The 26,414-nt window shown below is 45.9% G+C and carries 23 protein-coding genes and 1 other annotated feature; all 23 genes read left to right on the top strand.

Annotated elements, in window-relative coordinates:
* Positions 1-404 precede the first annotated feature (404 nt).
* The 23 genes from cysE to PAV_RS06710 all read left to right on the top strand — a co-directional run bounded on the left by cysE (position 405) and on the right by PAV_RS06710 (position 26,207).
* Positions 405-1,178 carry a serine O-acetyltransferase gene (gene cysE, locus PAV_RS06825; protein ID WP_005544583.1) on the top strand — a complete coding sequence of 258 codons (774 nt, stop codon included), beginning with the start codon at positions 405-407 and terminating at the stop codon, positions 1,176-1,178.
* 30 nt (positions 1,179-1,208) lie between these two features.
* Positions 1,209-2,624, top strand: a complete 1,416-nt coding sequence (gene cysS, locus PAV_RS06820) for a cysteine--tRNA ligase (protein ID WP_005544581.1) — start codon at positions 1,209-1,211, stop codon at positions 2,622-2,624.
* Between the two features lie 43 nt (positions 2,625-2,667).
* Positions 2,668-3,150 (top strand): Mini-ribonuclease 3, encoded by a 483-nt coding sequence (locus PAV_RS06815; protein ID WP_005544579.1) that lies wholly within the window; start codon positions 2,668-2,670, stop codon positions 3,148-3,150.
* A gap of 33 nt (positions 3,151-3,183) precedes the next feature.
* On the top strand, positions 3,184-3,924 hold the full coding sequence (gene rlmB, locus PAV_RS06810) for a 23S rRNA (guanosine(2251)-2'-O)-methyltransferase RlmB (protein WP_005544578.1): 741 nt from the start codon (positions 3,184-3,186) through the stop codon (positions 3,922-3,924).
* A gap of 11 nt (positions 3,925-3,935) precedes the next feature.
* Positions 3,936-4,475, top strand: coding sequence for an NYN domain-containing protein (locus PAV_RS06805; RefSeq protein WP_005544577.1), 540 nt, complete (start codon positions 3,936-3,938; stop codon positions 4,473-4,475).
* Between the two features lie 207 nt (positions 4,476-4,682).
* Complete coding sequence (gene sigH, locus PAV_RS06800) at positions 4,683-5,342, top strand: RNA polymerase sporulation sigma factor SigH (RefSeq protein WP_005544576.1); 660 nt, start codon at positions 4,683-4,685, stop codon at positions 5,340-5,342.
* 473 nt (positions 5,343-5,815) lie between these two features.
* Positions 5,816-5,965, top strand: a complete 150-nt coding sequence (rpmG, locus tag PAV_RS06795) for a 50S ribosomal protein L33 (protein WP_019420680.1) — start codon at positions 5,816-5,818, stop codon at positions 5,963-5,965.
* Between the two features lie 38 nt (positions 5,966-6,003).
* Positions 6,004-6,195 carry a preprotein translocase subunit SecE gene (gene secE / locus PAV_RS06790; RefSeq protein WP_040735664.1) on the top strand — a complete coding sequence of 64 codons (192 nt, stop codon included), beginning with the start codon at positions 6,004-6,006 and terminating at the stop codon, positions 6,193-6,195.
* 23 nt (positions 6,196-6,218) lie between these two features.
* On the top strand, positions 6,219-6,752 hold the full coding sequence (gene nusG / locus PAV_RS06785) for a transcription termination/antitermination protein NusG (RefSeq protein ID WP_005544574.1): 534 nt from the start codon (positions 6,219-6,221) through the stop codon (positions 6,750-6,752).
* 76 nt (positions 6,753-6,828) lie between these two features.
* A complete protein-coding gene (gene rplK, locus PAV_RS06780; RefSeq protein ID WP_005544573.1) occupies positions 6,829-7,254 on the top strand; it encodes a 50S ribosomal protein L11 in 426 nt (141 codons plus the stop codon).
* Positions 7,255-7,315: 61 nt separating this feature from the next.
* A complete protein-coding gene (rplA, locus tag PAV_RS06775) occupies positions 7,316-8,008 on the top strand; it encodes a 50S ribosomal protein L1 (protein ID WP_005544572.1) in 693 nt (230 codons plus the stop codon).
* Positions 8,009-8,116: 108 nt separating this feature from the next.
* Positions 8,117-8,282: a sequence feature (ribosomal protein L10 leader region), on the top strand.
* Positions 8,283-8,342: 60 nt separating this feature from the next.
* A complete protein-coding gene (gene rplJ, locus PAV_RS06770) occupies positions 8,343-8,846 on the top strand; it encodes a 50S ribosomal protein L10 (RefSeq protein ID WP_005544571.1) in 504 nt (167 codons plus the stop codon).
* Between the two features lie 46 nt (positions 8,847-8,892).
* Complete coding sequence (gene rplL, locus PAV_RS06765) at positions 8,893-9,258, top strand: 50S ribosomal protein L7/L12 (protein ID WP_005544568.1); 366 nt, start codon at positions 8,893-8,895, stop codon at positions 9,256-9,258.
* Positions 9,259-9,439: 181 nt separating this feature from the next.
* Complete coding sequence (locus tag PAV_RS06760) at positions 9,440-10,054, top strand: class I SAM-dependent methyltransferase (protein ID WP_005544567.1); 615 nt, start codon at positions 9,440-9,442, stop codon at positions 10,052-10,054.
* Between the two features lie 366 nt (positions 10,055-10,420).
* Positions 10,421-13,963, top strand: a complete 3,543-nt coding sequence (gene rpoB, locus PAV_RS06755; protein WP_040735563.1) for a DNA-directed RNA polymerase subunit beta — start codon at positions 10,421-10,423, stop codon at positions 13,961-13,963.
* 151 nt (positions 13,964-14,114) lie between these two features.
* Positions 14,115-17,738, top strand: coding sequence for a DNA-directed RNA polymerase subunit beta' (gene rpoC / locus PAV_RS06750; RefSeq protein ID WP_040735562.1), 3,624 nt, complete (start codon positions 14,115-14,117; stop codon positions 17,736-17,738).
* Positions 17,739-17,923: 185 nt separating this feature from the next.
* Positions 17,924-18,178: a ribosomal L7Ae/L30e/S12e/Gadd45 family protein gene (locus PAV_RS06745; RefSeq protein ID WP_005544564.1), complete on the top strand. Its 255-nt coding sequence runs from the start codon at positions 17,924-17,926 to the stop codon at positions 18,176-18,178.
* A 136-nt stretch (positions 18,179-18,314) separates the two neighbouring features.
* Positions 18,315-18,734: a 30S ribosomal protein S12 gene (gene rpsL / locus PAV_RS06740; RefSeq protein WP_005544563.1), complete on the top strand. Its 420-nt coding sequence runs from the start codon at positions 18,315-18,317 to the stop codon at positions 18,732-18,734.
* 32 nt (positions 18,735-18,766) lie between these two features.
* The gene (gene rpsG, locus PAV_RS06735; RefSeq protein ID WP_005544562.1) at positions 18,767-19,237 is read left to right on the top strand and encodes a 30S ribosomal protein S7; all 471 of its coding nucleotides are present in this window, start codon (positions 18,767-18,769) and stop codon (positions 19,235-19,237) included.
* 62 nt (positions 19,238-19,299) lie between these two features.
* Positions 19,300-21,375, top strand: a complete 2,076-nt coding sequence (fusA, locus tag PAV_RS06730; RefSeq protein ID WP_005544561.1) for an elongation factor G — start codon at positions 19,300-19,302, stop codon at positions 21,373-21,375.
* 105 nt (positions 21,376-21,480) lie between these two features.
* Entirely contained in the window at positions 21,481-22,674 is a 1,194-nt protein-coding gene (tuf, locus tag PAV_RS06725; RefSeq protein ID WP_005544560.1) for an elongation factor Tu, read from the top strand.
* 141 nt (positions 22,675-22,815) lie between these two features.
* A protein-coding gene (locus PAV_RS06715) for an IS3 family transposase (protein ID WP_085981350.1) occupies positions 22,816-23,960 on the top strand; the annotation gives its coding sequence in 2 pieces (ribosomal slippage) (positions 22,816-23,089 and positions 23,089-23,960; 1,146 coding nt in all).
* Between the two features lie 1,023 nt (positions 23,961-24,983).
* A complete protein-coding gene (locus PAV_RS06710; RefSeq protein ID WP_157266693.1) occupies positions 24,984-26,207 on the top strand; it encodes a hypothetical protein in 1,224 nt (407 codons plus the stop codon).
* The last annotated feature ends 207 nt before the right edge of the window (positions 26,208-26,414 follow it).

Here is a 26,414-nt window from a genome sequence, read left to right as displayed (position 1 = left end):
CCTTACAAAAATGAACAGAGAGAACGATCGTGATAGGGGAATGGTGGAGTTGAAAGTCCATCTCGCCTAACAGGCTGCAAGTCGTTCCATTTTTAAGCTTATGCGATGCACCCGGAAGCTCCGTCCTTGAGCATGCATGTGATGCATGGGTAGGGGATGGCGAATCATCCGCGTTATGGATGCTCAAGAGAGATAACAGGTGTCTGCTATGTAATAAGCTTGTATCCGTTGGTGCGGAACGGCGATAGAGGCATGATGTTGTCTAAGCAGAGTGGAACCGCGCATCGCGTCTCTGCAGCATCATGCTGCAGAGACGTTTTTTATTGCCTTGAATTCATGCATCCGCATGGTGCACAAGAGAGAGAACCCTAACTCAATTCGCTAAGTTCCGGGGGGGATAGAGCATGTGGCGTATCATTCGCAGAATGAAATCCGATGTGCAAGCGGTGTTCGATAACGACCCGGCAGCACGTAGCCGATTTGAAGTTATCTTTACCTATTCAGGCCTGCATGCGATATGGGCGCATCTCATCGCACACCAGTTCTATCGCTGGCGCTGGTATACAACAGCGCGTATTATTTCTCAAATTAGCCGATTCATGACAGGGATCGAAATACATCCTGGTGCACGTATTGGTCAGAGACTGTTCATTGACCACGGCATGGGGGTTGTTATTGGAGAAACTTGTGAGATAGGCGATGATGTGGTTATTTACCAAGGTGTAACGTTAGGGGGGACTGGGAAGGAGAAAGGGAAGCGGCATCCGACGATTGGGAACAACGTCGTCATCGCTTCCGGGTCTAAGGTGCTAGGCTCCTTCACCATTGGAGATAATTCAAGCATTGGAGCCAATTCCGTTGTGCTTCGAGAGGTTCCGCCGAACTGTACCGTTGTAGGCATACCGGGACGGGTAGTGAAGCAGGATGGAGTACGGATTGATCGCTTGAACCATGCCCAACTTCCTGACCCTGTTATTGATATGCTACGCAACATGCAGCATGAGTTGGATGCAGTGAAGGCTGAGCTTCATCAATTGAAGCAGCGAACAGAATCGGAAAATGGATCGCTTGCCAGCCAAGCAAGTCAGCAGATAGATGAGTCTGCTGACGAAGAGTCTGCCGAATCACCAAAATCATCTGAATCACCAAAAAAAGAACTTGAGAAAGTGAATAAATAGAGGCTCGAACATCAAGGAGGAGTGACTTGAATGAATTTGCACATTTATAATACGCTGACACGCACGAAAGAGCCGTTTCAGCCGATAGATCCGGATCGCGTTACGATGTATGTATGCGGACCAACCGTGTATGATTATATTCACATTGGAAACGCGCGGCCCGCGATCTTTTTTGATGTAGTGCGCCGTTATTTAGAAACACTGGATTATGAAGTGAACTACATCGTGAACTTCACGGATGTAGATGACAAGTTGATCCGCAAAGCGGCTGAACTGGGATCGACAGTGCCGGAGGTTGCGGATCGCTTCATTCAGGCGTTCTATGAGGATAATGATGGTCTCGGCATTCGCCGTGCATCGAATAACCCTCGTGTAACGGATAATATGGAAGAAATCATCGCCTTTATTTCGGAACTCGTGGAGAGCGGCAAGGCTTATGAATCGGGTGGCGATGTGTATTTCCGTACGAGAGAATTCGCAAAGTACGGACAGATTTCTCGTCAAAATGTAGATGAGCTGCAATTGGGGATTCGCATCGAAGTAGATGAGCGCAAAGAGGACGCGGCTGACTTCGTATTGTGGAAGGCAGCCAAGCCGGGTGAAATATCGTGGGCCAGCCCATGGGGAGAAGGCCGTCCAGGTTGGCATATTGAATGCTCGGCTATGTCGCGCAAGTACTTGGGTGAAACGATCGACATCCATGGCGGAGGTCAGGATCTGCAGTTCCCGCATCATGAATGCGAAGCTGCGCAATCCGAATCGGTTACGGGCAAGCCGCTTGCCAACGTGTGGATGCATAACGGATATATTAATATTGATAATGAAAAAATGTCGAAGTCGCTTGGCAACGGGGTGACTGTTCAACAATTGCGCAAGCAATACAATCCAGGCGCATTGCGTTACTTCATGCTGTCGACCCATTATCGCAATCCGCTGAACTTCAGTGCTGAAGCGATGGAGCAAGCAGAGAAGAGCGTTAGCCGCATTGAGAATGCAGTTGCGAATGTGCGTCATGCGTTGGCATCATTGAAAGCAGATCGTTCCATGCAGGAGGATCCAAATGAAGCGATTCAAGCGAAGATTGTTTCCATTCTAGAGACCTTTGACGCCAAGATGCAGGATGACTTCAATACAGCGGATGCCATTACAGCTGTATTCGAATGGGCAAGTGAGGCGAACTCGTATTTGCAGCAATCTGATGCGTTAGCAGCAGGGGATCTGGAAGCACTGCTTGACGCTTTTGAAGCGATGAACGGTGTGCTTGGATTGGTGCTGGACAAGGACGAAGAATTGCTGGATGAGGAAATTGAACGACTCATCCAAGAGCGTAACGATGCTCGCAAAGCGAAAAACTGGGCGAGAGCTGACGAAATCCGCGATTTGTTGACCGAGCAGGGGATCGTTCTGGAAGATACGCCTCAGGGTGTACGCTGGCGTCGGAAATAGTGGCAGCGGCATTACGGTTGACGAAGGAGCTTGAGCATAATCAATGAATGATAATCAACAGGAACATCAATTAGCAATGAGGGATGGGAAGGAATTAGGGGCTGAGGGGACATGGCTGTTCCCTTTTGCCCCTACGAAGCAGCCAAAACAGTTGCATCCGATTGTGCTCGCCTATATCGGCGATGCCATCTTCGAAATTGCCATTAGACAATACCTTATATCACAGCCGAATCATCGACCGAATCATTTGCATAGAGAGGCGACTGGGTATGTATCTGCCAAAGCGCAGGCACGTGCCCTTGCACTGCTGGCACCGCATTTGACCGATGAAGAGGCAGATGTTGTTCGACAAGGACGCAATACGAAGTCCAGCGTGCCGAAGAGCGCGAATGTAAGTGAGTATAGACAAGCAACAGCGCTTGAATCGCTATTCGGTTATTTATACTTGAATGAAAACTTTGAACGGATGCAGCAATTCGTTAATATGATTGTTCAAGCACACGAGAAGGAACAGCAGCCAAAGTAAGAAGGAAACATAAGACGGGAGGCGCGCATACGCATGCAGGAAGAATACATTGCCGGGAAGCACTCGGTTACCGAGGCGCTAAAATCTGGAAGAACGATTAATAAAGTATGGATCGCGGAAAACGCACAAAAACATTTAACAGGCCCGATTATCGCAGAAGCCAAGAAAGCTGGCGTAGTCATCCAAACGGTCGATAAGCGAAAGCTTGATCAAATGGTTGAGGGTGTTCAGCATCAAGGAGTTGTAGCACAGGTTGCTGCATATCATTATGTAGAAGTAGATGATATCTTGGCTCAGGCTGAGGCAAAGGGCGAGATACCGTTCTTGATCCTGTTAGATGAAATTGAAGATCCACACAACTTGGGCTCTATTCTTCGTACCGCAGATTGCACAGGAGCACATGGGGTTGTTATTCCGAAACGCCGTTCAGCAGGGCTGACTGCTACGGTATCCAAAACATCAGCGGGAGCGGTTGAATATGTACCTGTAGCAAAGGTGACTAACTTGGTACAGACGATGCAGCAGTTGAAGGAACGCGGCGTATGGATTGTAGGTACAGATGTATCGGCAACTCAAGACATCTATGAAGCAGATGTATTCAATCTTCCTATCGCACTTGTCATCGGCAACGAGAATAAAGGAATGGGCAGACTTGTTCGGGAAAATTGCGATATGCTGTACAAGCTTCCAATGGCAGGGCAAATTAACTCGCTTAATGCGTCGGTAGCTGCAGGCATCTTCATGTATGAGGTCGTGCGCCGGCGTCGCGGCTGAGGCTGCTCGGTATGGAGCGTCAGGACTGGCGAGATGTGCTTCTCGTAGACGGCTACAACATGATTGGGGCGTGGCCGGAGCTAAGAGAGGTGAAAGATAAAGATTTAGATGAAGCAAGAGAACGGCTGCTGAATATGCTTGCGGACTATCAGGCATATTCAGGCCGGAGAGCAATTGTCGTATTCGATGCTTATCGTGTTCCAGGCTTAGGTGCCAAATATGCACAGGGCAAAGTAACGGTACAATTCACGAAGGAAAAGGAAACAGCGGATGAGTGTATTGAGCGTCTCGCAAGAGAACTCGGTCACCGTCGTCGGCAAATCTACGTTGCGACTTCTGACATGACGGAGCAGAATGTAGCTTTTGCACAGGGCGCGCTCCGTATTTCAGCTCGTGAACTTAGACTTATTATTATGCAAGCCCGGCGCGAGGTCGAAACGAAGATCCGTGAACAGGCGATACAGCCAATTAAACGCAATCCTATTGAAGGGAAGCTGAAGCTGGATCAACTGCTTAAGCTCGAACGGCTGCGCCGAGGAGAAGAGGATTGAGCAGAAGCTCACAAGAGCAATGAATGCCATATTCATCGTTATAAGTGGCGTATGCAGCCAAATGCATAGTATTATTTTGGAATAATGCTCAAATTCCGCACAGGATAAGGCTTCCTTTGGTTGACGTTGATAGATAGATTCATATATACTGAATCTATCATTTGTGATGTAACGGATGGATTGCGTTGCAGGCCGGAGGGATTGCTAGTGAGTGTTGACCTCAAAGTATTAAGCATCTCCTCATACGAACGTTCGTCGGATGAACAGTTAGTCGACGCGGTTCGGGAGGGAGATAGCGAAGCGCTCGAATACTTAATTAACAAGTACCGCAATTTCGTTCGAGCGAAAGCACGCTCATATTTTCTAATCGGCGCTGACCGTGAGGATATTGTTCAAGAAGGCATGATCGGATTATACAAGGCGATTCGTGATTTTAAGGGAGACAAGCTGGCCTCTTTCAAGGCGTTCGCTGAATTGTGCATTACGAGACAGATTATTACGGCAATCAAGACGGCAACTCGCCAGAAGCACATACCACTGAATTCTTATGTGTCCTTGGACAAGCCGATATATGATGAGGATTCGGATCGTACCTTGCTGGATGTGATCGGTGGATCTCGGGTATCTGATCCTGAAGAGCTAATCATCAATCAGGAAGAATTCGTCGGGCTTGAGGACAAGATGTCTGAAATATTGAGCGATTTGGAGCGGAAAGTGCTGATGCTTTACTTGGATGGGCGTTCCTATCAGGAAATTGCCGTCGATCTGGATCGCCACGTCAAATCGATAGACAATGCGCTACAGCGAGTCAAGCGCAAGTTGGAGCGATATTTGGAGTTACGGGATGGCGGGGATAGCGAATGTTAATAAGTCAAATACAGGTATGAGAGCTTATCAACCAAGTGTGGGGGATAAGCTCTTTTTTAGAAGATAGATGAATATGCGTTCAAGAGGGCAGATAAACAGTAGAAAATGAAAGGTTTTGTAACGAATAGGGTTTAGATTGTTGTTTATTCCACCATACTGATATCGAATAAGAGCATTAGTGATCTTTTCCTTTGTCAAGCGGCTGTCGAATATGGTAGAGTGAAAGGCATCGCCCCCCCACGGCGTCAACATCTTATCATTGACATCATTTGACCCTTGTGATAAAGTGTTTTAGGTAGCCCTAAATATGCGTACGTATTTACTGAATAAGAAATGATTGGTTATGAGACTGAGAGTGGATTATTCAGCGCACAAGAGACGACTTGTCCCCCTGTAGAAGGATGGTCAATCCGTTTCTGCTTGGGGAAATTCGACGCTTCTTATCATTAAGGTGTCTTCAGGAGGTGTACTACATGCGGGTAATCGTTACGATGGCTTGCACGAACTGCAAACAACGCAACTATACGACAACAAAGAACAAACGTAATCACCCAGACCGCATTGAGTTGAAGAAATTCTGCAAGTTCTGCAACGAGCATACTTCTCATCGCGAAACGAGATAAGTCTGATGGAGGTGTAGTCCGTGGCTTTCTTCGGGAAACTGAAACAAAGTTTCGGTTCGATGTTTTCCTTCTTTGCCGACAGCTGGGGTGAATTAAAAAAGGTTCGCTGGCCCAATCGTAAAGAACTGACAAGCTACACGATCGTCGTATTAGCCACGGTTATCTTTATGACGCTTTATTTCTGGGTCCTTGATATCGGTATTTCCGCGATAGTCGAAGCGATTATTTAATAAAGTCCCAAGGTGGCTTAGTTATGGAAAAAAGATGGTACGTTGTTCATACCTACTCAGGTTATGAGAACAAAGTAAAAGCCAATTTGGAAAAGCGCGTTGAATCCATGGGCATGGAAGACAAAATATTCCGCGTTCTTGTTCCGATGGAAGAAGAAATGGTAAACAAGGATGGCAAAAAGAAAGTTGTCATGCGTAAAGTTTACCCGGGGTATGTTTTGGTTGAAATGATTCAGACGGATGAGTCTTGGTATGTTGTTCGCAACACGCCAGGGGTTACCGGATTCGTCGGATCTACCGGCTCTGGTTCGAAGCCTATTCCACTGTTGCCAGAAGAGGTCGAACAGATCTTGAAGACAATGGGAATGGAAGATCCGAGACCAAAAGTCGAGTACGACTTGAAGGAATCGGTTCGCATCAAGGTAGGGCCTTTTGCAAACTTCGTCGGTACGGTCGAAGAGATCGTTACAGACAAGCAGAAGCTTAAGGTTCATGTCAACATGTTTGGAAGAGAAACCCCTCTTGAGTTGGATTACCACCAAGTGGAGAAGATTTAATACATCTTTCTAATGGTTTCTTTTGTGAGATAGGGCAACCTTACACTCACATAACTAGCGCAAGGAGGTGTTTGAAATGGCGAAAAAGGTCATTAAAGTCGTTAAATTGCAAATTCCAGCGGGTAAGGCGAATCCAGCGCCTCCGGTAGGTCCAGCATTGGGTCAAGCGGGTGTCAACATCATGGCGTTCTGTAAGGAATTCAATGCGAAAACAGCTGACCAAGCAGGTTTGATTATTCCTGTTGAGATCTCTGTATTCGAAGATCGTTCCTTTACGTTCATCACGAAGACTCCACCGGCTGCAGTATTGTTGAAAGTAGCGGCTAAGGTTGAAAAAGGTTCCGGTGAACCGAACAAGAAAAAAGTTGCAACAGTGAAACGCGACGTTGTACGTCAAATCGCTGAGCAAAAAATGCCTGACCTGAACGCAGCATCCGTTGAATCGGCTATGCGTATGGTTGAAGGTACAGCTCGCAGCATGGGCTTTGTCGTAGAAGACTAATACGTTCTTCTTGGCGCATGTGGGAGGTTAATCCGCTAAAACCACAAAGGAGGAAATTAAAATGGCAAAACGTGGCAAGAAATATATCGAAGCTGCGAAGCTCATCGATAGAGATGCAGCTTATGAGTCGATGGAAGCCATTGAATTGGTGAAAAAATCGGCTACAGCAAAATTCGACGAAACAGTTGAAGTGGCTGTTCGCTTGGGTGTAGACCCTCGTAAACAAGACCAAGCTGTTCGTGGGGTAGTTGTACTTCCACACGGTACAGGTAAAACAAAACGCGTTCTCGTCTTTGCAAAAGGCGAAAAAGCGAAAGAAGCAGAAGCAGCTGGTGCTGATTTTGTAGGCGATCAAGATATGATCAACAAAATTCAACAAGGCTGGTTCGACTTCGATGTCTGCGTAGCTACGCCAGACATGATGAGCGAAGTAGGTAAATTGGGACGTATCCTCGGTGGTAAAGGTCTCATGCCTAACCCTAAAGCCGGTACGGTTACATTCGACGTTACTAAAGCGATCCAAGAGATCAAAGCTGGTAAAATCGAATACCGTCTGGATAAAGCAGGTCAAATCCACGCTCCAATCGGTAAAGCTTCTTTCGATGCGGACAAGTTGCATGACAACTTCAAAGCGTTGATCGATGCATTGAACCGTGCGAAGCCAGCAGCGGCTAAAGGCGTGTACTTGAAAAACATCGCGGTTTCTTCCACGATGGGTCCTGCAGCACGTGTGAACACAGCATCTTTCCGCTAAGATTCATTCCTGTATGGAAAATCTAGCAGAATATTGGCAAGTTTTGTGGATGGTTGACATCGTTCGCCTATCCATGCTATGCTAATAGAGTTGCTAACACATGCAATTAACTTTTGAATAATCGTACCGTAGACAGTAGGTGCCGAAAGGCTTAATCTCCTACCGAGGTGTTCGAAATAGACTGAGTGCTTGGGGCGTGTCGTTGATACGTCTGCGCACCAAGTGCTATCGTGATGCCTCTGTAGTGAACTACAGAGGCTTTTCTTATGCTGAAGTAGGTAGAAGATATCGGACAGGATACGGTGTAAGTAGAACCTTGTAGGAGGTGGATCGAGTGGCAAACGCAAAAGTAATCGAAGCGAAACAGCAAGCCGTACAAGATATCGCTGAGAAATTGCGCGGCAGCGCTACAACGGTTGTTGCTGACTACCGTGGATTGTCAGTAGCACAAGTTACTGAACTTCGTAAGCAACTGCGTGAAGCAGGCATCGAATTCCAAGTATTGAAAAATACATTGGTACGCCGTGCGACAGCAGAAGCTGAGTTGTCTGAACTTGATGAAGTATTGTCTGGTCCGACGGCTATCGCGTTCAGTCGTGAAGACGCAGTAGCACCTGCGAAAATCTTGAACGATTTCGCGAAGAAAAACGAAGCCCTTGAAATTAAGGGTGGCGTCGTTGAAGGTCGCGTCGTTGACGTAGATCAAATCAAAGCTTTGGCAGCATTGCCTTCCCGCGAAGGTTTGTTGTCCATGTTGCTCAGCGTGCTCCAAGCACCAATGCGCAACTTCGCATTGGCTGTCAAAGCCGTTGCAGAGAAGAACGAAGCGGAAGCGTAAGCTTAATCGCGTAACATACATTTTATTAAATATGGAGGTTTAACAAATGAGCAAAGAGCAAATCTTGGAAGCCATCAAAGGCATGTCCGTATTGGAATTGAACGACCTTGTTAAAGCAATCGAAGAAGAATTCGGCGTAACTGCAGCAGCTCCTGTAGCTGTAGTAGGTGGCGCAGCTGGTGACGCTGGCGCAGCTGAACAATCTGAATTTGACGTAATCTTGACTGCACCAGGCGCAGGCAAAATCAACGTTATCAAAGTTGTTCGCGAAATCACTGGTCTTGGCTTGAAAGAAGCAAAAGACTTGGTAGACAACTGCCCGAAACCATTGAAAGAAAAAGTAAGCAAAGAAGAAGCAGAAGCAGTAAAAGCGAAGCTCGAAGAAGCTGGCGCATCTGTAGAAGTGAAGTAATCTCTGCTTGCGAAAGTGCGAACCCCTTGAACCTGTTTTCAAGGGGTTCGTTGTCTAAGATACGACTTACCGATTTAGCATGGATGTAATCGAATACGAAGTGTAAAAAGGGAACTCGACGCGCATCTTAGCCAATGAACGACAGCACTTTTTATTTTCACCATGACAGGAAGGGATCGAGATGACAGGCCATTATTACAGCAAGCGTCCAGAAGTAGAGCATGATCGAAAAAAATGGACTACAGCTTTGCGTGGTATGCAGCTAGCATTTGTATCGGATGCAGGTGTGTTTTCCAAGGGGGGTGTCGATTACGGCAGTCGTGTGCTGATTGATTGCATGGACATCCCTGAAGATGCTGCTGTTCTTGATGTGGGCTGTGGATATGGCCCAATTGGATTGACTGCGGCAAAGCTGGCTAAGCGTGGGCAAGTCACCATGGTAGATGTGAATGAACGGGCCTTGGATTTGGCGAGAGAGAATGCTCTTCTTAATGGAATCCATAACGTCACGATTCAAGAGAGTGATGGTCTTAATGCGCTTGGCAATGAACAGTATTCTGTAATTCTTACGAATCCACCAATTCGTGCAGGCAAAGAAGTTGTTCATCGGATATTCGAACAATCCTATCAGCATCTAGTGGATGGAGGAGCTCTCTGGATCGTGATTCAGAAGAAACAGGGGGCGCCATCAGCTGAAGCGAAGCTGCAGCAGTTGTTTGGAGAAGAAAACGTAGAATTAGTAGTGAAGGACAAAGGGTATCGGATCTATCAAGCGAAGAAATCATTTCCGAGTTGACTCCAAGTACCCAATATGGTATTATTATAAAATGTCAGTATTAGGATAGGCTTCATGTCTTTACATGACCAAATTGTCAAGCCTTTTTTTGAAAGGATGCATACATTTTTGTGAAATGACGTATAATGTTTACATTTTGGGCAAGTCTATCGGATATGAAGTTGTAATCGACAACAGGAAACGGCGACACGGGGGAAACGGCGTCCATCGCATTTGCGTTTTGCCGTGAACGTGCGTTTTTCTTTTTTCTGACATTTTGTACTATATTATTCGTTTTTAGAGTCTCTTTCGTGGACTTTATTATAAAGGATATCGAAAAGGATTCGCAATCCATTTTTGTGAGTAGACATGAGGGGTGAGTTAAAGTTGGCAGGACATCTTGTTCAATATGGACGACGCACTCGGCGCAGTTATGCGCGCATCAAAGAGGTACTCGAAGTTCCGAACTTGATTGAAATCCAACAGAAATCGTATCAATGGTTTTTGGACGAGGGATTGCGTGAAATGTTCCAAGATATTTCACCGATTCAGGATTTCACAGGTAATTTGGTTTTGGAATTTATCGATTACAGCTTGGGTGAACCCAAATATACAGTCGATGATTCGAAAGAACGCGATGTAACTTTTGCGGCGCCGCTCCGTGTAAAAGTGCGCCTTCTTAACAAAGAGACCGGAGAGGTCAAAGAGCAGGAAGTGTTTATGGGTGATTTCCCGCTCATGACGGAAACGGGCACGTTCGTTATTAATGGTGCTGAACGTGTAATTGTCAGCCAGTTAGTTCGCTCTCCGAGTGTCTATTTCAGTACTAAAGTTGACAAGAACGGGAAGAAAACTTACACGGCGACAGTTATTCCGAATCGTGGTGCATGGCTGGAACTTGAGATGGATGCGAAGGACATTATCTATGTTCGTATCGACCGTACTCGTAAAATTCCGGTTACGGTATTGCTGAGAGCACTCGGATTTGGTACAGATGAGCAAATCTTAGATTTGCTTGGCCATGATGAGTATATCCGTAATACGCTGGATAAAGATAATACGGATTCAACAGAGAAGGCTCTGATTGAAATCTATGAGCGTCTTCGTCCAGGCGAACCTCCTACATTGGAGAATGCAAGAAGCTTGCTGATCGCACGTTTCTTTGATCCGAAGCGCTATGATCTAGCGAATGTAGGTCGTTACAAGATTAATAAGAAGCTTCACATTAAGAATCGCTTGTTCAATCAACGTTTGGCAGAAACGCTTGTTGATACGGAAACAGGTGAAATTATTGCGGAAGCTGGTCAAGTCGTTGACCGTCGTCTCTTAGACGAAATTTTGCCTCGTCTTGAAAGCAATGTTGGCTTCAAGACCTATCATGTGGCAGGCGGAGTAATGGAATCTGAAGATATCCCAGTACAGGTTATCGACGTATTCTCTCCAATCGAAGACGGCAAAGTTATTAAAATTATTGCTAATCGTAACATTGATAAATCCGTGAAGAACATTACTCCAGCGGATATTATCTCATCGATTAACTACTTTATTAACTTGTTGCATGGAATTGGCAGCACAGATGATATCGACCACTTGGGCAACCGTCGTCTGCGCTCTGTAGGTGAATTGCTGCAGAACCAATTCCGCATCGGTTTGTCTCGTATGGAGCGTGTTGTGCGCGAACGCATGTCTATCCAAGACGCGAACGTGATTACACCGCAGGCGTTGATTAATATCAGACCTGTTATTGCATCCATTAAGGAGTTCTTCGGTAGCTCCCAGTTGTCTCAGTTCATGGATCAGACGAACCCACTTGCGGAACTTACGCACAAGCGTCGTCTGTCTGCACTCGGACCTGGTGGTTTGACGCGTGAGCGCGCGGGCTTTGAAGTTCGTGACGTCCATCCATCCCACTATGGCCGTATGTGTCCAATCGAGACTCCAGAGGGCCCGAACATCGGTTTGATCAACTCCTTGTCTACATTCGCTAGAGTGAACGAGTATGGCTTTATCGAAGCACCATACCGTTGGATCGATCCGAAGACAGGTAAAGTTACAGATCATATCGATTATATGACTGCTGACGAAGAAGATAACTACGTAGTCGCACAGGCGAATGCGCCGCTGAATGAAGATGGTACATTCCGTGACGAAACAGCTATCGTTCGTTACAATAAGCAATCTGATAACATTTTGACAATGCCTACGGATCGTATTGACTATATGGACGTATCGCCGAAGCAGGTTGTATCGGTTGCAACAGCGCTTATTCCGTTCTTGGAGAATGATGACTCCAACCGTGCGCTCATGGGATCAAACATGCAGCGGCAAGCGGTGCCTTTGCTCGTGCCAGAAGCTCCGTTTGTTGGTACAGGAATGGAATACAAGTCTGCGAAAGACTCCGGCGTATGTATCGTCTCCAAAGTAGACGGTGTCGTCGAGCGTGTTACAGCGAATGAAGTTCAAGTTCGCAAAATTGAAGTGATTGATGGTAAAGAGGTTAAAGGTGACCTCGTCAAATATAAATTGCAGAAGTTTATGCGTTCCAACCAAGGAACATGCATTAACCAGCGTCCACTTGCCAAGAAAGGCGATATCGTGAAAAAAGGCGACATCTTGGCGGACGGCCCTTCCACAGAGGTCGGCGAATTGGCCCTTGGACGCAACGTTGTTGTCGCGTTCATGACGTGGGAAGGTTACAACTACGAGGATGCGATTTTGCTATCCGAGAAAATGGTGAAAGAAGACGTTTATACGTCCATTCACATTGAAGAATACGAGTCCGAAGCTCGTGATACGAAGCTCGGACCAGAAGAAATTACCCGCGATATTCCGAACGTCGGTGAAGAAGCGCTCAAGAACTTGGATGAGCGCGGTATTATCCGCGTCGGTGCGGAAATTAAAGACGGTGACATTCTCGTTGGTAAAGTAACACCTAAAGGGGTTACTGAACTGACAGCAGAAGAACGCCTCTTGCATGCTATCTTCGGCGAGAAGGCACGCGAAGTTCGTGATACTTCCTTGCGCGTTCCTCACGGTACTGACGGTATCGTCGTTGATGTCAAAGTATTTACACGTGAGAAAGGGGATGAACTCCCTCCAGGTGTGAATCAACTCGTTCGTGTTTATATTGCCCAAAAACGTAAAATTTCCGAGGGTGATAAGATGGCGGGACGCCATGGTAACAAGGGTGTCATCGCACGTATCTTGCCTGAAGAAGATATGCCGTTCCTTCCAGACGGTACACCAGTTCAAGTCGTCTTGAACCCATTGGGGGTTCCATCGCGTATGAACATCGGTCAGGTACTCGAGGTTCACTTGGGTATGGCTGCTCGTTACCTTGGCATGCATATGGCAACGCCGGTATTCGACGGTGCTACCGAGTATGACGTATTTGATACAATGGAAGAAGCTGGCATGCAGCGCAACGGTAAAACGATCTTGTACGATGGTCGTACAGGTGAGCCGTTCGAGCGTGAAGTTACCGTTGGTGTCATGTACATGATCAAACTCGCACACATGGTTGACGATAAAATTCACGCACGTTCAACTGGACCATACTCGCTCGTTACGCAGCAGCCGCTCGGTGGTAAAGCACAGTTCGGCGGTCAGCGCTTCGGTGAGATGGAGGTATGGGCGCTCGAAGCTTACGGTGCAGCTTATACTCTACAAGAGATTCTTACCGTCAAGTCTGATGATGTTGTCGGCCGCGTGAAGACGTACGAATCGATTGTGAAGGGCGAAAATGTTCCTGAGCCAGGTGTTCCTGAGTCGTTCAAAGTCCTTATCAAAGAGCTGCAAAGCTTGGGTATGGATGTCAAAATCTTGACAGAGAACGAAGAAGAAATTGAAATGCGCGAATTCGATGAAGATGACGATATTCCGCAGGATAAGTTGAATCTCGGCATGGATGACGAGTACGTCATCGAGTAAGCTGCCGAAGTCGTATAACGTTGGATCGGACGGTGGCCGTTAGCATTTGCTATACGGCCACCGCCAACCCATATATGGTTCGAACACAGAATTCCGCTCCTGTGTACTAACAGAGCGGTACACTCAAGTACAGATTAAGGAGGGTCGCTCCTTGATGGACGTCAACAATTTTGAATTTATGAAAATCGGGCTTGCCTCTCCCGAAAAGATTCGTTCTTGGTCTCGTGGCGAAGTCAAGAAGCCGGAAACGATTAACTATCGTACGCTCAAACCGGAGAAAGAAGGTTTGTTCTGCGAGAAGATTTTCGGACCGACGAAAGACTGGGAGTGTCATTGCGGTAAATACAAGCGTGTACGCTACAAAGGCGTTGTCTGTGATCGATGCGGCGTTGAAGTAACACGTCAGAAGGTGCGCCGCGAACGGATGGGTCATATTGAATTGGCTGCTCCTGTGTCGCACATTTGGTATTTCAAGGGCATTCCAAGCCGCATGGGCTTGGCGCTGGACATGTCTCCGCGTTCCTTGGAAGAGATCATTTACTTCGCATCTTATGTTGTAACAGAGCCTGGCGATACGCCTCTTGAGAAGAAGCAATTGCTTTCTGAGAAGGAATATCGCAGCTACCGTGAGAAGTATGGTCACGCATTCCAAGCAGGAATGGGTGCAGAAGCGGTTAAGAAGCTTTTGCAAGACTTGGATGTTGAGAAAGAACTTGAAGTGCTGAAGGAAGAACTTCGTACGGCACAAGGCCAACGCCGCAACCGTGCGATCAAGCGTCTGGAAGTAATCGAAGCATTCCGTAACTCTGGCAACCAGCCAGATTGGATGATTCTCGATGTTCTTCCGGTTATTCCTCCAGAGCTTCGTCCAATGGTACAGCTCGATGGCGGTCGCTTCGCGACGTCTGACTTGAATGACCTGTATCGCCGTGTAATCAACCGGAACAACCGCTTGAAGCGTTTGCTTGACTTGGGTGCCCCGGACATTATCGTGCAGAACGAGAAGCGTATGCTGCAAGAAGCAGTAGACGCCTTGATTGATAACGGTCGCCGTGGTCGTCCAGTTACAGGCCCTGGTAACCGTCCATTGAAATCGCTCAGCCATATGCTCAAAGGTAAGCAAGGTCGTTTCCGTCAGAACTTGCTCGGTAAACGGGTTGACTACTCTGGTCGTTCCGTTATCGTCGTAGGTCCTTACTTGAAGATGTACCAATGTGGTTTGCCGAAGGAAATGGCGCTTGAGCTGTTCAAACCTTTTGTCATGAAAGAACTCGTGAATAAAGGTTTGGCACACAACATTAAGAGCGCGAAACGTAAAGTAGAGCGCATTAGCCCGGAAGTATGGGACGTTCTCGAAGAAGTGATTCGCGAGCATCCAGTATTGCTTAACCGTGCACCAACACTTCACCGTCTCGGTATCCAAGCATTTGAACCGATTTTGGTAGAAGGGAAAGCAATCCGTCTTCACCCACTCGTATGTACAGCCTATAACGCTGACTTCGACGGTGACCAAATGGCGGTTCACGTTCCGTTGTCTGCAGAAGCGCAAGCAGAAGCTCGTCTTCTTATGCTCGCTTCCGGCAACATCTTGAACCCGAAAGACGGTAAGCCAGTTGTAACCCCATCTCAGGATATGGTTCTTGGATCCTTCTACTTGACGATGGACAACAAGGAAGCTAAAGGAACAGGCATGATCTTTGGCTCCGTTAACGAGGCTGTATCTGCTTATCAACGCGGTTCGGCATCCTTGCACGCACGCGTTGCGATTCCAGTACGTGCATTGGGTAAATCTGACTTTACTGAAAAACAACAAGATGCGTTCCTCATTACAACGGTTGGACGTATCATTTTCAACGAAATCTTCCCGGCGGACTTCCCGTACATCAACGAGCCGACGAAGCGCAACTTGTTCGAGGGAACACCGGAACACTATTTCGTATATGAAAAAGGCGCGAATATTAGAGAGTTGATTGAAAATATTCCGCAAACAGGTGGGGTAGGTAAAGACTATCTTGGTCAAATTATCGCCCGCTGCTTTGATATTTTCCATACGACGAAGACTTCTGTTATCTTGGACCGTATCAAGCAAATCGGTTTCACGTATTCCACGAAGGCTGGTATCTCGATCGCGGTATCCGACGTTATCGTACCGCAAGAGAAAGTGGATATCTTGAAGGAATCCGAAGAGAAAGTACGCGTGATTACGAACCAATATCGTCGCGGTCTGATTACGAACGAAGAGCGTTATGACCGTGTCATCGAAATCTGGTCGAACACGAAAGATCGGATTACCGATATTTTGATGAAATCGATGGAACGCTATAACTCCATCATGCTCATGGTTGACTCCAAAGCACGGGGTAACAAATCGCAGATTACTCAGCTGGGTGGTATGCGTGGTCTCATGGCCAACCCGTCCGGTCGAATCATTGAGTTGCCAATTAAATCGAACTTCCGTGAGGGCCTGACGGTCCTGGAATACTTTATTTCCACTCACGGTGCGCGTAAAGGTCTCGCGGATACGGCTCTTCGTACGGCGGACTCGGGTTACTTGACTCGTCGTCTCGTTGACGTTGCACAAGACGTTATCGTTCGTGAAGAAGATTGCGGTACGGATAAAGGCTTCTTAGTAGCCAACATCTCCGACGGTAAAGAAGTTATCGAAGGCTTGTACGATCGTATCGAAGGTCGCTATTCCGGTGAAACCGTTCGCCATCCGGAGACAGGGGAAATCCTTGTTAACCGCAACGAACTGATCGATACGGATAAGGCAGAGTTGATCGTCAATGCTGGCGTACAGAAGATGATGATCCGTTCCGTGCTCAGCTGCCGTGCTCGTCACGGTGTATGTAAAATTTGTTATGGTCGCAACCTGGCGACTGGTAAGCACGTTGAAATTGGTGAATCTGTTGGTATCATCGCGGCGCAGTCCATCGGTGAACCAGGTACACAGCTCACCATGCGTACGTTCCATACCGGTGGTGTCGCGGGTGACGATATTACACAAGGTTTGCCGCGTATCCAAGAGTTGTTCGAGGCGCGCAATCCGAAAGGGCAAGCGATCATTTCCGAGATCGACGGTGTGGTTAAGGAAATTCGCGAAGCGAAAGATCGTCGTGAAATCGAAATCCAAGGTGAGGCAGAGTCCAAAGTGTACTCCGTCACATACGGTTCTCGTGTCCGCGTAAGCGAAGGCATGGCAATCGAAGCCGGCGATGAGATTACAGACGGTTCCATCGACCCTAAAGAAATGCTCCGCATTAAAGGTATCCGTGGCGTTCAGAACTACATCTTGCAAGAAGTTCAACGCGTATACCGGAACCAAGGGGTAGAAATTAACGATAAGCACGTCGAAGTTATGATCAAGCAAATGCTTCGCAAAATCCGTATCATCGATGCGGGTGAAACGACATTGCTTCCAGGATCATTCGTTGACATGCATGAATATGAAGCAGCGAACAAAGAGGCGATCCTCTCTGGCAAGGAACCTGCTGTTGCGAAACCGATCTTGCTCGGTATCACGAAGGCATCCTTGGAGACAGACTCCTTCTTGTCTGCAGCATCCTTCCAGGAGACAACTCGCGTTCTTACTGATGCAGCGATCAAAGGTAAAGTCGACCAATTGCTCGGCTTGAAAGAGAACGTTATTATCGGTAAGCTGATCCCTGCAGGTACAGGTATGAACCGTTATCGCAGCGTTAAAGTGATTAATCCGCTTGACGAGGAAGTAACGGAAGAATCCCTAGATGCAGCAAGTGTTGGCGCAGCTGAGTAAGCTCAAATAATGAGTTTCAAATGAGTTGGTTGGCGCTGTCTAGTACGGCGCCAACTTCCATTTTTGTAACAAATATATTGTTTTGAAAAAGAAGTTACGAAATTGCTTGACACTGGGTAAACGAAGTGATATTATGTCGTAGTGTGCCCAAGACAAAGACCTGTGCTTTTGGAGGAACATGCTTCATGTCTAATGAAAAAGGTTTACAGGATGCAACAATTCGTATTGGGACGAAGCAAACATTGAAGATGGTTGAGCTTGATAAGGCCATCGAGGTGTACATTGCCGAAGACGCTGATGAACGCGTTACATCGAAAGTCGTAAGCTTATGTGAGAAGAAGGGTATCAAATTGACATATGTCAGCACGATGCGCGATCTTGGCAAGGCATGCGGCATTGAAGTAGGTGCAGCCGTCGCAGCTGTCGTTGAAGAAGAATAAGGAAGCCGATTGTTTTTGTAACAGAAGAAATTCTGGGGCAAAGACATTTCATTTGTTCATTTATGAACCACCTGGATCTGTGGACTTAGATGAATGATTTGTGAAGGTGTCGATAATATGGGAAGGGGGTGCCAACATGCCAACAATTAACCAATTGGTACGTAAGGGCCGCAAAGATAAAGTTACTAAATCCAAATCCCCAGCTTTGCAAAAAGGTTTCAACGCGTTGAAACGTGAAGAAACGGATTTGAGCGCGCCTCAAAAACGCGGTGTCTGCACTCGTGTAGGTACAATGACTCCGAAGAAACCGAACTCCGCGCTTCGTAAATATGCTCGTGTTCGCTTGACGAACCGTGTAGAAGTTACAGCGTACATCGGTGGTATCGGCCATAACTTGCAAGAGCACAGTGTTGTTCTCGTTCGCGGTGGTCGTGTAAAAGACCTTCCGGGTGTTCGTTACCACATCGTTCGCGGTGCTTTGGATACTGCAGGTGTAAACAATCGTATGCAAGCTCGTTCCAAATACGGTACGAAGCGTCCTAAAGCAAAGAAATAAGAAGTTAATGCTACTCAGAAAGGGGGATTCACATGCCACGCAAAGGTCCAGTTCCTAAGCGCGACGTGTTGCCGGATCCGGTGTATAACAGCAAGCTTGTTACTCGCTTGATCAACCGCATCATGCTCGACGGTAAACGTGGTGTTGCTCAATCGATCTTGTACAATTCTTTCGAAATCATTCGTGAGCGTACAGGCAACGATCCTATGGAAGTATTTGAAGCAGCACTGAAAAACATCATGCCAGTCCTTGAAGTTAAGGCTCGCCGTGTAGGTGGTTCTAACTATCAAGTGCCTATCGAAGTTAAACCTGAGCGCCGCACATCCTTGGGATTGCGCTGGTTGGTTAACTACTCCCGCAACCGCGGTGAGAAAACGATGGAAGAGCGTTTGGCAGCAGAGATTATCGATGCTTCCAACAACACTGGTGCAGCAGTTAAGAAACGCGAAGATACGCACAAAATGGCTGAAGCGAACAAAGCGTTTGCTCACTACCGTTGGTAGGATAAAGCTGTTTTGGTCTCGATATTCGAGTAACCAAACCCAATTTGAAGGGAGACCATTCCATGGCAAGAGAGTTCTCCTTAGCAAATACGCGTAACATCGGAATCATGGCTCACATCGATGCCGGTAAAACAACAACTACGGAACGTATCTTGTTCTACACAGGCCGTACTCACAAAATCGGAGAGGTGCATGAAGGCGCCGCTACGATGGACTGGATGGAACAAGAGCAAGAGCGTGGTATTACGATCACTTCCGCTGCGACTACAGCGCAATGGAAGGGCCATCGTGTAAATATCATCGACACTCCGGGGCACGTTGACTTTACGGTAGAGGTTGAGCGTTCCCTTCGCGTATTGGATGGAGCAGTAGGCGTGTTCTCCGCTAAAGAAGGCGTAGAACCGCAATCTGAAACGGTATGGCGTCAAGCTGACAAGTACAGCGTACCTCGTATCGCATACGTTAACAAAATGGACATCATCGGCGCTGATTACCTCAACGTTATCGAGTCCATGAAGGATCGTTTGCAAGCGAATGCTGTTGCTATTCAGCTTCCTATCGGTGCAGAAAACGACTTTACAGGCATCATTGACTTGATGGAAGAGAAAGCTTACATCTTCAAAGATGACTTGGGTAAAGAAGTTGATGAAACAGAAGTTCCTGCTGAGTTCAAAGACAAAGTCGCTGAACTTCGTATGGAAATGATAGAGAAAATCGCAGAACTTGACGAAGATCTGATGATGAAATACCTTGAAGGCGAAGAAATTACAGTTCCTGAACTGAAAGCAGCTCTTCGCAAAGGGGTATGTAGCGTTCAAATCTTCCCAGTAGTATGTGGTTCTTCCTACCGCAACAAAGGCGTACAGCTCATGATTGATGCTGTCGTTGACTACTTGCCATCCCCACTTGATGTACCTGACATTAAAGGTCATCTTGAAGATGGTGAAGAAGAAGTTCGTCATTCTTCGGATGAAGAGCCGTTCTCGGCACTTGCGTTCAAGATCATGACTGACCCTTATGTTGGTAAGTTGACGTTCTTCCGCGTTTACTCTGGTGTATTGAACTCCGGTTCTTACGTCTTGAACGCGACAAAAGGCAAACGTGAACGTATTGGCCGTATCCTTCAAATGCATGCGAACAGCCGTGAGGAAATCGCTACAGTTTATGCTGGTGATATCGCTGCTGCCGTTGGTTTGAAAGATACAGGTACAGGCGACACACTCTGCGATGAAAAATCTCCGATCATCTTGGAATCCATGAACTTCCCAGATCCGGTTATCAGTATCGCAGTTGAGCCGAAGACTAAAGCAGACCAAGATAAAATGGGTACTGCTTTGGCGAAGTTGACAGAAGAAGACCCAACACTTCGTGCTTACACTGATGAAGAGACAGGTCAAACGATCTTGTCTGGTATGGGTGAGCTTCACCTTGATATCATCATCGACCGTATGCGTCGTGAGTTCAAGGTTGATACGAACGTAGGTAGCCCACAGGTTGCTTATCGTGAGACATTCCGTCAACCAGCTAAAGTTGAAGGTAAATTCGTACGTCAGTCCGGTGGTCGTGGTCAATACGGTCACGTATGGATCGACTTCGAACCTCTCGAGCCAGGAACAGGATTCCAGTTCGAGAACAAAATCGTTGGTGGCGTAGTCCCTCGTGAATACGTGCCTGCGGTTCAAGCTGGTATTGAAGAATCGATGAAGAACGGTGTCTTGGCAGGCTTCCCGCTTGTTGATATCAAGGCTACTATCTTCGACGGTTCCTACCATGATGTTGACTCCAGTGAAATGGCGTTTAAGATCGCTGGTTCCATGGCGCTTAAAGCTGCTAAGGACAAGTGTAAGCCAGTATTGCTTGAGCCAATCATGAAAGTAGAAGTTACAGTGCCAGAAGAGTACATGGGCGATGTTATGGGTATGTTGAACTCCCGTCGTGGTCGTATCGAAGGTATGGATGCTCGTGCTGGTGCACAAATTATCCGTGCTAAGGTACCTCTCTCCGAGATGTTTGGTTACTCCACAACTTTGCGTTCCGGTACTCAAGGACGCGGTGTGTTCTCCATGGAACTCTCTCACTATGAAGAAGTTCCTAAGAATATCTCCGAAGAGATTATCGCGAAGAACAAAGGCGAATAATTTCGCTTCTGATTCATTTGCAATCGGCTGAGCACATGACTTGTTGTGTGTCTCAGCTGCTTATAACATATATCTATTCCACTCATTGAAGGAGGACTAGTTCAAATGGCAAAGGCTAAGTTTGAACGTACGAAACCGCACGTTAATATCGGTACAATTGGTCACGTTGACCATGGTAAAACAACTTTGACAGCTGCTATCACAACAGTTCTGTCTAAAAAATATGGTAGCGGTGCAGCTGTAGCATTCGATCAAATCGATAAAGCTCCAGAAGAGCGCGAGCGCGGTATCACAATCTCCACGTCCCACGTAGAGTATGAGTCCGCTAACCGTCACTATGCACACGTTGACTGCCCAGGTCACGCCGACTATGTTAAAAATATGATCACTGGTGCTGCTCAAATGGATGGCGCGATTCTCGTAGTATCCGCAGCTGACGGCCCAATGCCACAAACACGTGAGCACATCTTGTTGTCTCGCCAAGTAGGCGTACCTTACATCGTCGTATTCATGAACAAATGCGACATGGTTGAAGACGAAGAGTTGTTGGAATTGGTTGAAATGGAAATTCGCGATTTGCTTAGCGAATACGAATTCCCTGGCGATGACACTCCAGTTATCCGCGGTTCCGCTCGTGAAGCTCTTCAAAACCCAGACGGAGAATGGGCTGACAAAATCGTTGAATTGTTCGCACAAATCGACGAGTACATCCCAACTCCAGAACGTGACACTGACAAGCCATTCTTGATGCCAGTCGAGGACGTATTCTCCATCACTGGTCGTGGTACAGTTGCTACTGGCCGCGTAGAGCGTGGTACTGTTAAAGTCGGCGACGAGATCGAAATCGTTGGTATCCAAGAAGAGACTCGTAAGTCCGTAGTAACAGGCGTTGAAATGTTCCGTAAACTTTTGGATTCCGCTCAAGCTGGTGACAACATCGGTGCGTTGCTTCGTGGTGTAGACCGCAACAACATCGAGCGTGGCCAAGTATTGGTTAAGCCAGGTTCGGTTAAACCACACACTGAGTTCACTGCTCAAGTTTACGTTTTGACTAAAGAAGAAGGTGGCCGTCATAAGCCATTCTTCACAGGCTACCGTCCACAGTTCTACTTCCGTACAACGGACGTAACTGGTATCATCAACTTGCCAGAAGGTACTGAAATGGTTATGCCTGGTGACAACATCACAGTTACTGTACAATTGATCGCTCCAATCGCGATTGAAGAAGGTACTCGCTTCGCGATCCGCGAAGGTGGCCGTACAGTAGGTGCTGGTGCGGTTGCAACTATCATCAAATAATGATAGTACCGACAATAGTCGGTAATAAAAACCCCTTATCCTTGGGGACTGACCCCATAACGTGAGACAAATCAAAACACCTTTAAGAGAAATATCCTTATATCGTAAGATAAGGGAGACAATCTTGGAGGTGTTTTTGCGTTGGCAACTAGAGTGAGTTACCCGGCGGAAGTGAAATTGAAAGCAATCGAAATGAGATTAGCTGGTATTCCTGTGAAAGAAGTAATGAACGAGCTAAACATCAAAAATGAGACTCAGTTAAAAGTCTGGATGAAATGGTATCGGGAAGGTGAACTCTATCGCCTGGAGCAGCCAGTAGGTAAGCAATACAGCTACGGCAAAGGCCCAGAATATCTATCAGAGCTTGAAAAAGTGAAAGCAGAGAATCATTTTCTTAAGCAGCAGTTAGAGGTTCTAAAAAAGTACAAGGATTTGGAAAGGAGGTGTCACCTGAAGTAGTTATCGCTTGGATGGAGTCCATTCGAGGAGAAATAAGTATTACTCAAGCCTGTGCATGGTTAGGGATTCCTCGATCTAATTATTATCGTTGGAAATCATCTTGCAGAGCTAAGCGTGTAGATAATGCCGTAGGGAAAATTCGAGAGCTCTGTACGGAACATAAATTCCGTTATGGGTACCGAAAGATCACGTCACTCCTTCGAATGGAACAACAAATTAATCACAAACGTGTACAGCGAATTATGCAACGTGAAGGACTACAATGCCGAGTTAAAGTGAAGAAACGCAAACCTACTGGACAGCCAGCACATGTCGCGGAACACCTGTTAAAGCGTCAATTTCAAGCAATTGCTCCGATGCAAAAACTCGTGACTGATATTACGTATTTGCCTTACGGCGGAAAAACACTATACTTATCAAGTATTTTAGACTTGTATAACGGAGAGATCGTGGCTTACAGTATAGCAGACAAGCAAGACACTTCTTTTGTTCTTGATACGCTGAATCAGCTTCCGCTACGTTCAGATATGATGCTTCACAGCGATCAAGGAAGTGTATATACGTCTCAGGTTTATCAAGAAGCAATAAAAGCAAAAGGCATTACCATGAGCATGTCCCGCAAGGGAACGCCCGCTGATAATGCCCCCATCGAATCGTTTCATTCCACACTAAAGTCTGAAACGTTCTATCTCGAAAAAATTACCTGTACAACGACCGCCATCGTTGAGCAGATCGTTCGAGATTACATTACTTACTATAACTCAATTCGCATTCAAACGAAACTAAATAACCAGTCGCCGATTAATTTTCGACGACTGGCTGCTTAAACTTGTAAGGTGTTTTGATCCCTGTCTCACAAACGGGGGTCAGTCCCTTGTGATAAGGGGTTTTTGCTTTATATAAAGAACAGGTAATGTTCATCATTCTTTCAAGAAGTGCTGACCAGAATGCTGTACACGAATATTTCGTTATAGCGCTATAATATGTAATAAAATTCAAAAGGTATAGGTACGTAGAGCTAGAGAAAATAGAATATTTGTGGAAGTAGTGAGACACAGGAGGGAAGCAATAAGAAGGAGCAACAAGCTGCTGGGAATGGGGTGCCAAGTAAATCAAGGAACGTACTGTGGATAACAAAGTTATAATATCTACAGAAAGCCAACCATTAGAACAAGCTATGATTCTTTTATCCACAACTCATCCCATACATCGATGTCATCGGTTTGACGTGGGACAAACTTACCTTGCTATGTCAGCTTAGGCTATATTTATTGCCACAGATGAAAGGTATGACAGAGAAGTTTTAACAAGTTAACAATCATAAGTATGGATCAATTAAAACAGCTGATTCTAAAACACTGTCCAATAGAATGTTTGCAACTGACATTGGAACAGCATATCGATGAAATGTCTTGAGCACCAGCTTGTACAAACATATGAAGAACGGGATCGACTAGAACGACCGAGCAGGTGAGCATGGCGCAAGTTGGCCATTGTAGCTAAAGAGGGAACAAGTTGGCCGCTAATAAGAAGGTGCATTTCAGCAAATCGTGGAGCATGTAAAGCATAGTACATCGCATTGGAGCTTATTCAAGGTGATGATTCACCTTTTAAGGATGATCAGCTATATACATGAGGTGAAAGTAGAGGTTGCATTTTCAGCTGAGCAATTGAATCCTAAATGAAGCATTTATAGTCACGTTGATTTCTTTGTCGATAGAAATCCAGCATACATGTGGAAGAGACTGGTTTAATGACTAGTCTTTTTCTATGTTATGGATGTTTTGCGTGTTATGCTTGCTTTCGTATTTACTTTATTTATAAACAGGGGGAAACAAATGAGGAAGTGTATGAGTCAGGCGGTTGTATTGATGCTTGTAAGTGTATTACTACTGACCTCGATGTCGGGTATAGCATCAGCAAAATCGAATTATTTACAAGAAAGTGCTGCTATAGGGAAGATCTCATCTGAGCAAATGAAAGGAAAAATTAACGGGATTTCGATATCAGGCTATACATTTCGTAATTCTTTCTGGATACCGGTTAAACAGCTAATCGAATACGGATTCGATGTAGCAGTTGGTGGAAAAACGGATCCTATACGTATTTCTCGTAACCTTAATAAGGAAATAAAAGGAGTAAAACAAGGAAATACAGCTCCTTCAAAAAAGGAAATTACGGTTCATTATACAGACAAAGAAATCTACGTGGGGAACCTTAAGCTGACAGCATATCAAATTGATAATACAAACGTAATTCGTTTAAGCGATCTAAAAATGTTTGGTGATATGACATGGGAAGCAAAAAGTAAAACGATACAATTGAAGCTCAATTCTTCAACCTATAACAATGAATTGAATATTTGGGTCACAGACGATAAAGTTTATAATCGCACTGGACAAACGATGAGTCAAATTCAAATTAAGCATTTCTACTTGCAAGATGGTCAAATACAAGAGAAGTTTGAAACCCTACGTAATGTTGAAACTGTCGCTGCAGTAAAAGGTAACAAGCAAGAGGATAATGCAAAACGAATAGTGATGGGATACTTAGGAACGGTTTTATTTAATGTGGTTACCGTCGAGGGGGAAAAAGTAGCAAACTTAAGAGCTATAGAGGAAATCGATTTTTACAAAAGTAAGACACGACTTGAAGACGCAAAGTACCAATTAGATCAGGAGTATAAGATATTCGAAAAAGAAGTCAAAGCGTATTTGAAGCAAGAGTTGAAGAGAAATAATAACCAACCACTAAAAGTGCTAGGTACAGAAGTAAGTTATGACTCTATAGGTACTCCTGAAGTAAATGTTGACATCATAAATTTATCGGAGAAGCGAGTAGTCGCATTCGAAGTTATTGTGACGGGATATGACAGTTACAATCGAGTCGTCCGAAATACCATAACAAAGGAATCATCATTAAAGGGAATTGCACAAAATCTTTCCGAGGTGATAGGAATGGGGAGTAGAGGAGTCTACACCTGGAAGATGCATTTCCATGACAATATGGTCAAGGCAAGTGTGAAGGTAACATCGGTTAAGTTCTCCGACGGTACCGTATGGAGAGCAAAGTAAATCGGACAGCTTACGGAGGCTGGAACAGCATCCAGAACCTTCATCTTTCAATATTTATATAAACTGTGATAGACTCTAACAAGTGCCTAATAGAATTGAGTTATGTTATGTCCTGGCTGCCCGCAAGCAATCGTCTGAAAAGAGTTACGAAAAAAACTTGCAATAGTCAGGACATTTATATATAATAGTGAATGTTGTTCGTCGACG

Source organism: Paenibacillus alvei DSM 29, from assembly GCF_000293805.1.
In the GTDB taxonomy this organism is placed as follows: Bacteria; Bacillota; Bacilli; order Paenibacillales; family Paenibacillaceae; genus Paenibacillus_B; species Paenibacillus_B alvei.
This window is presented reverse-complemented; position numbering and strand designations above follow the sequence as displayed.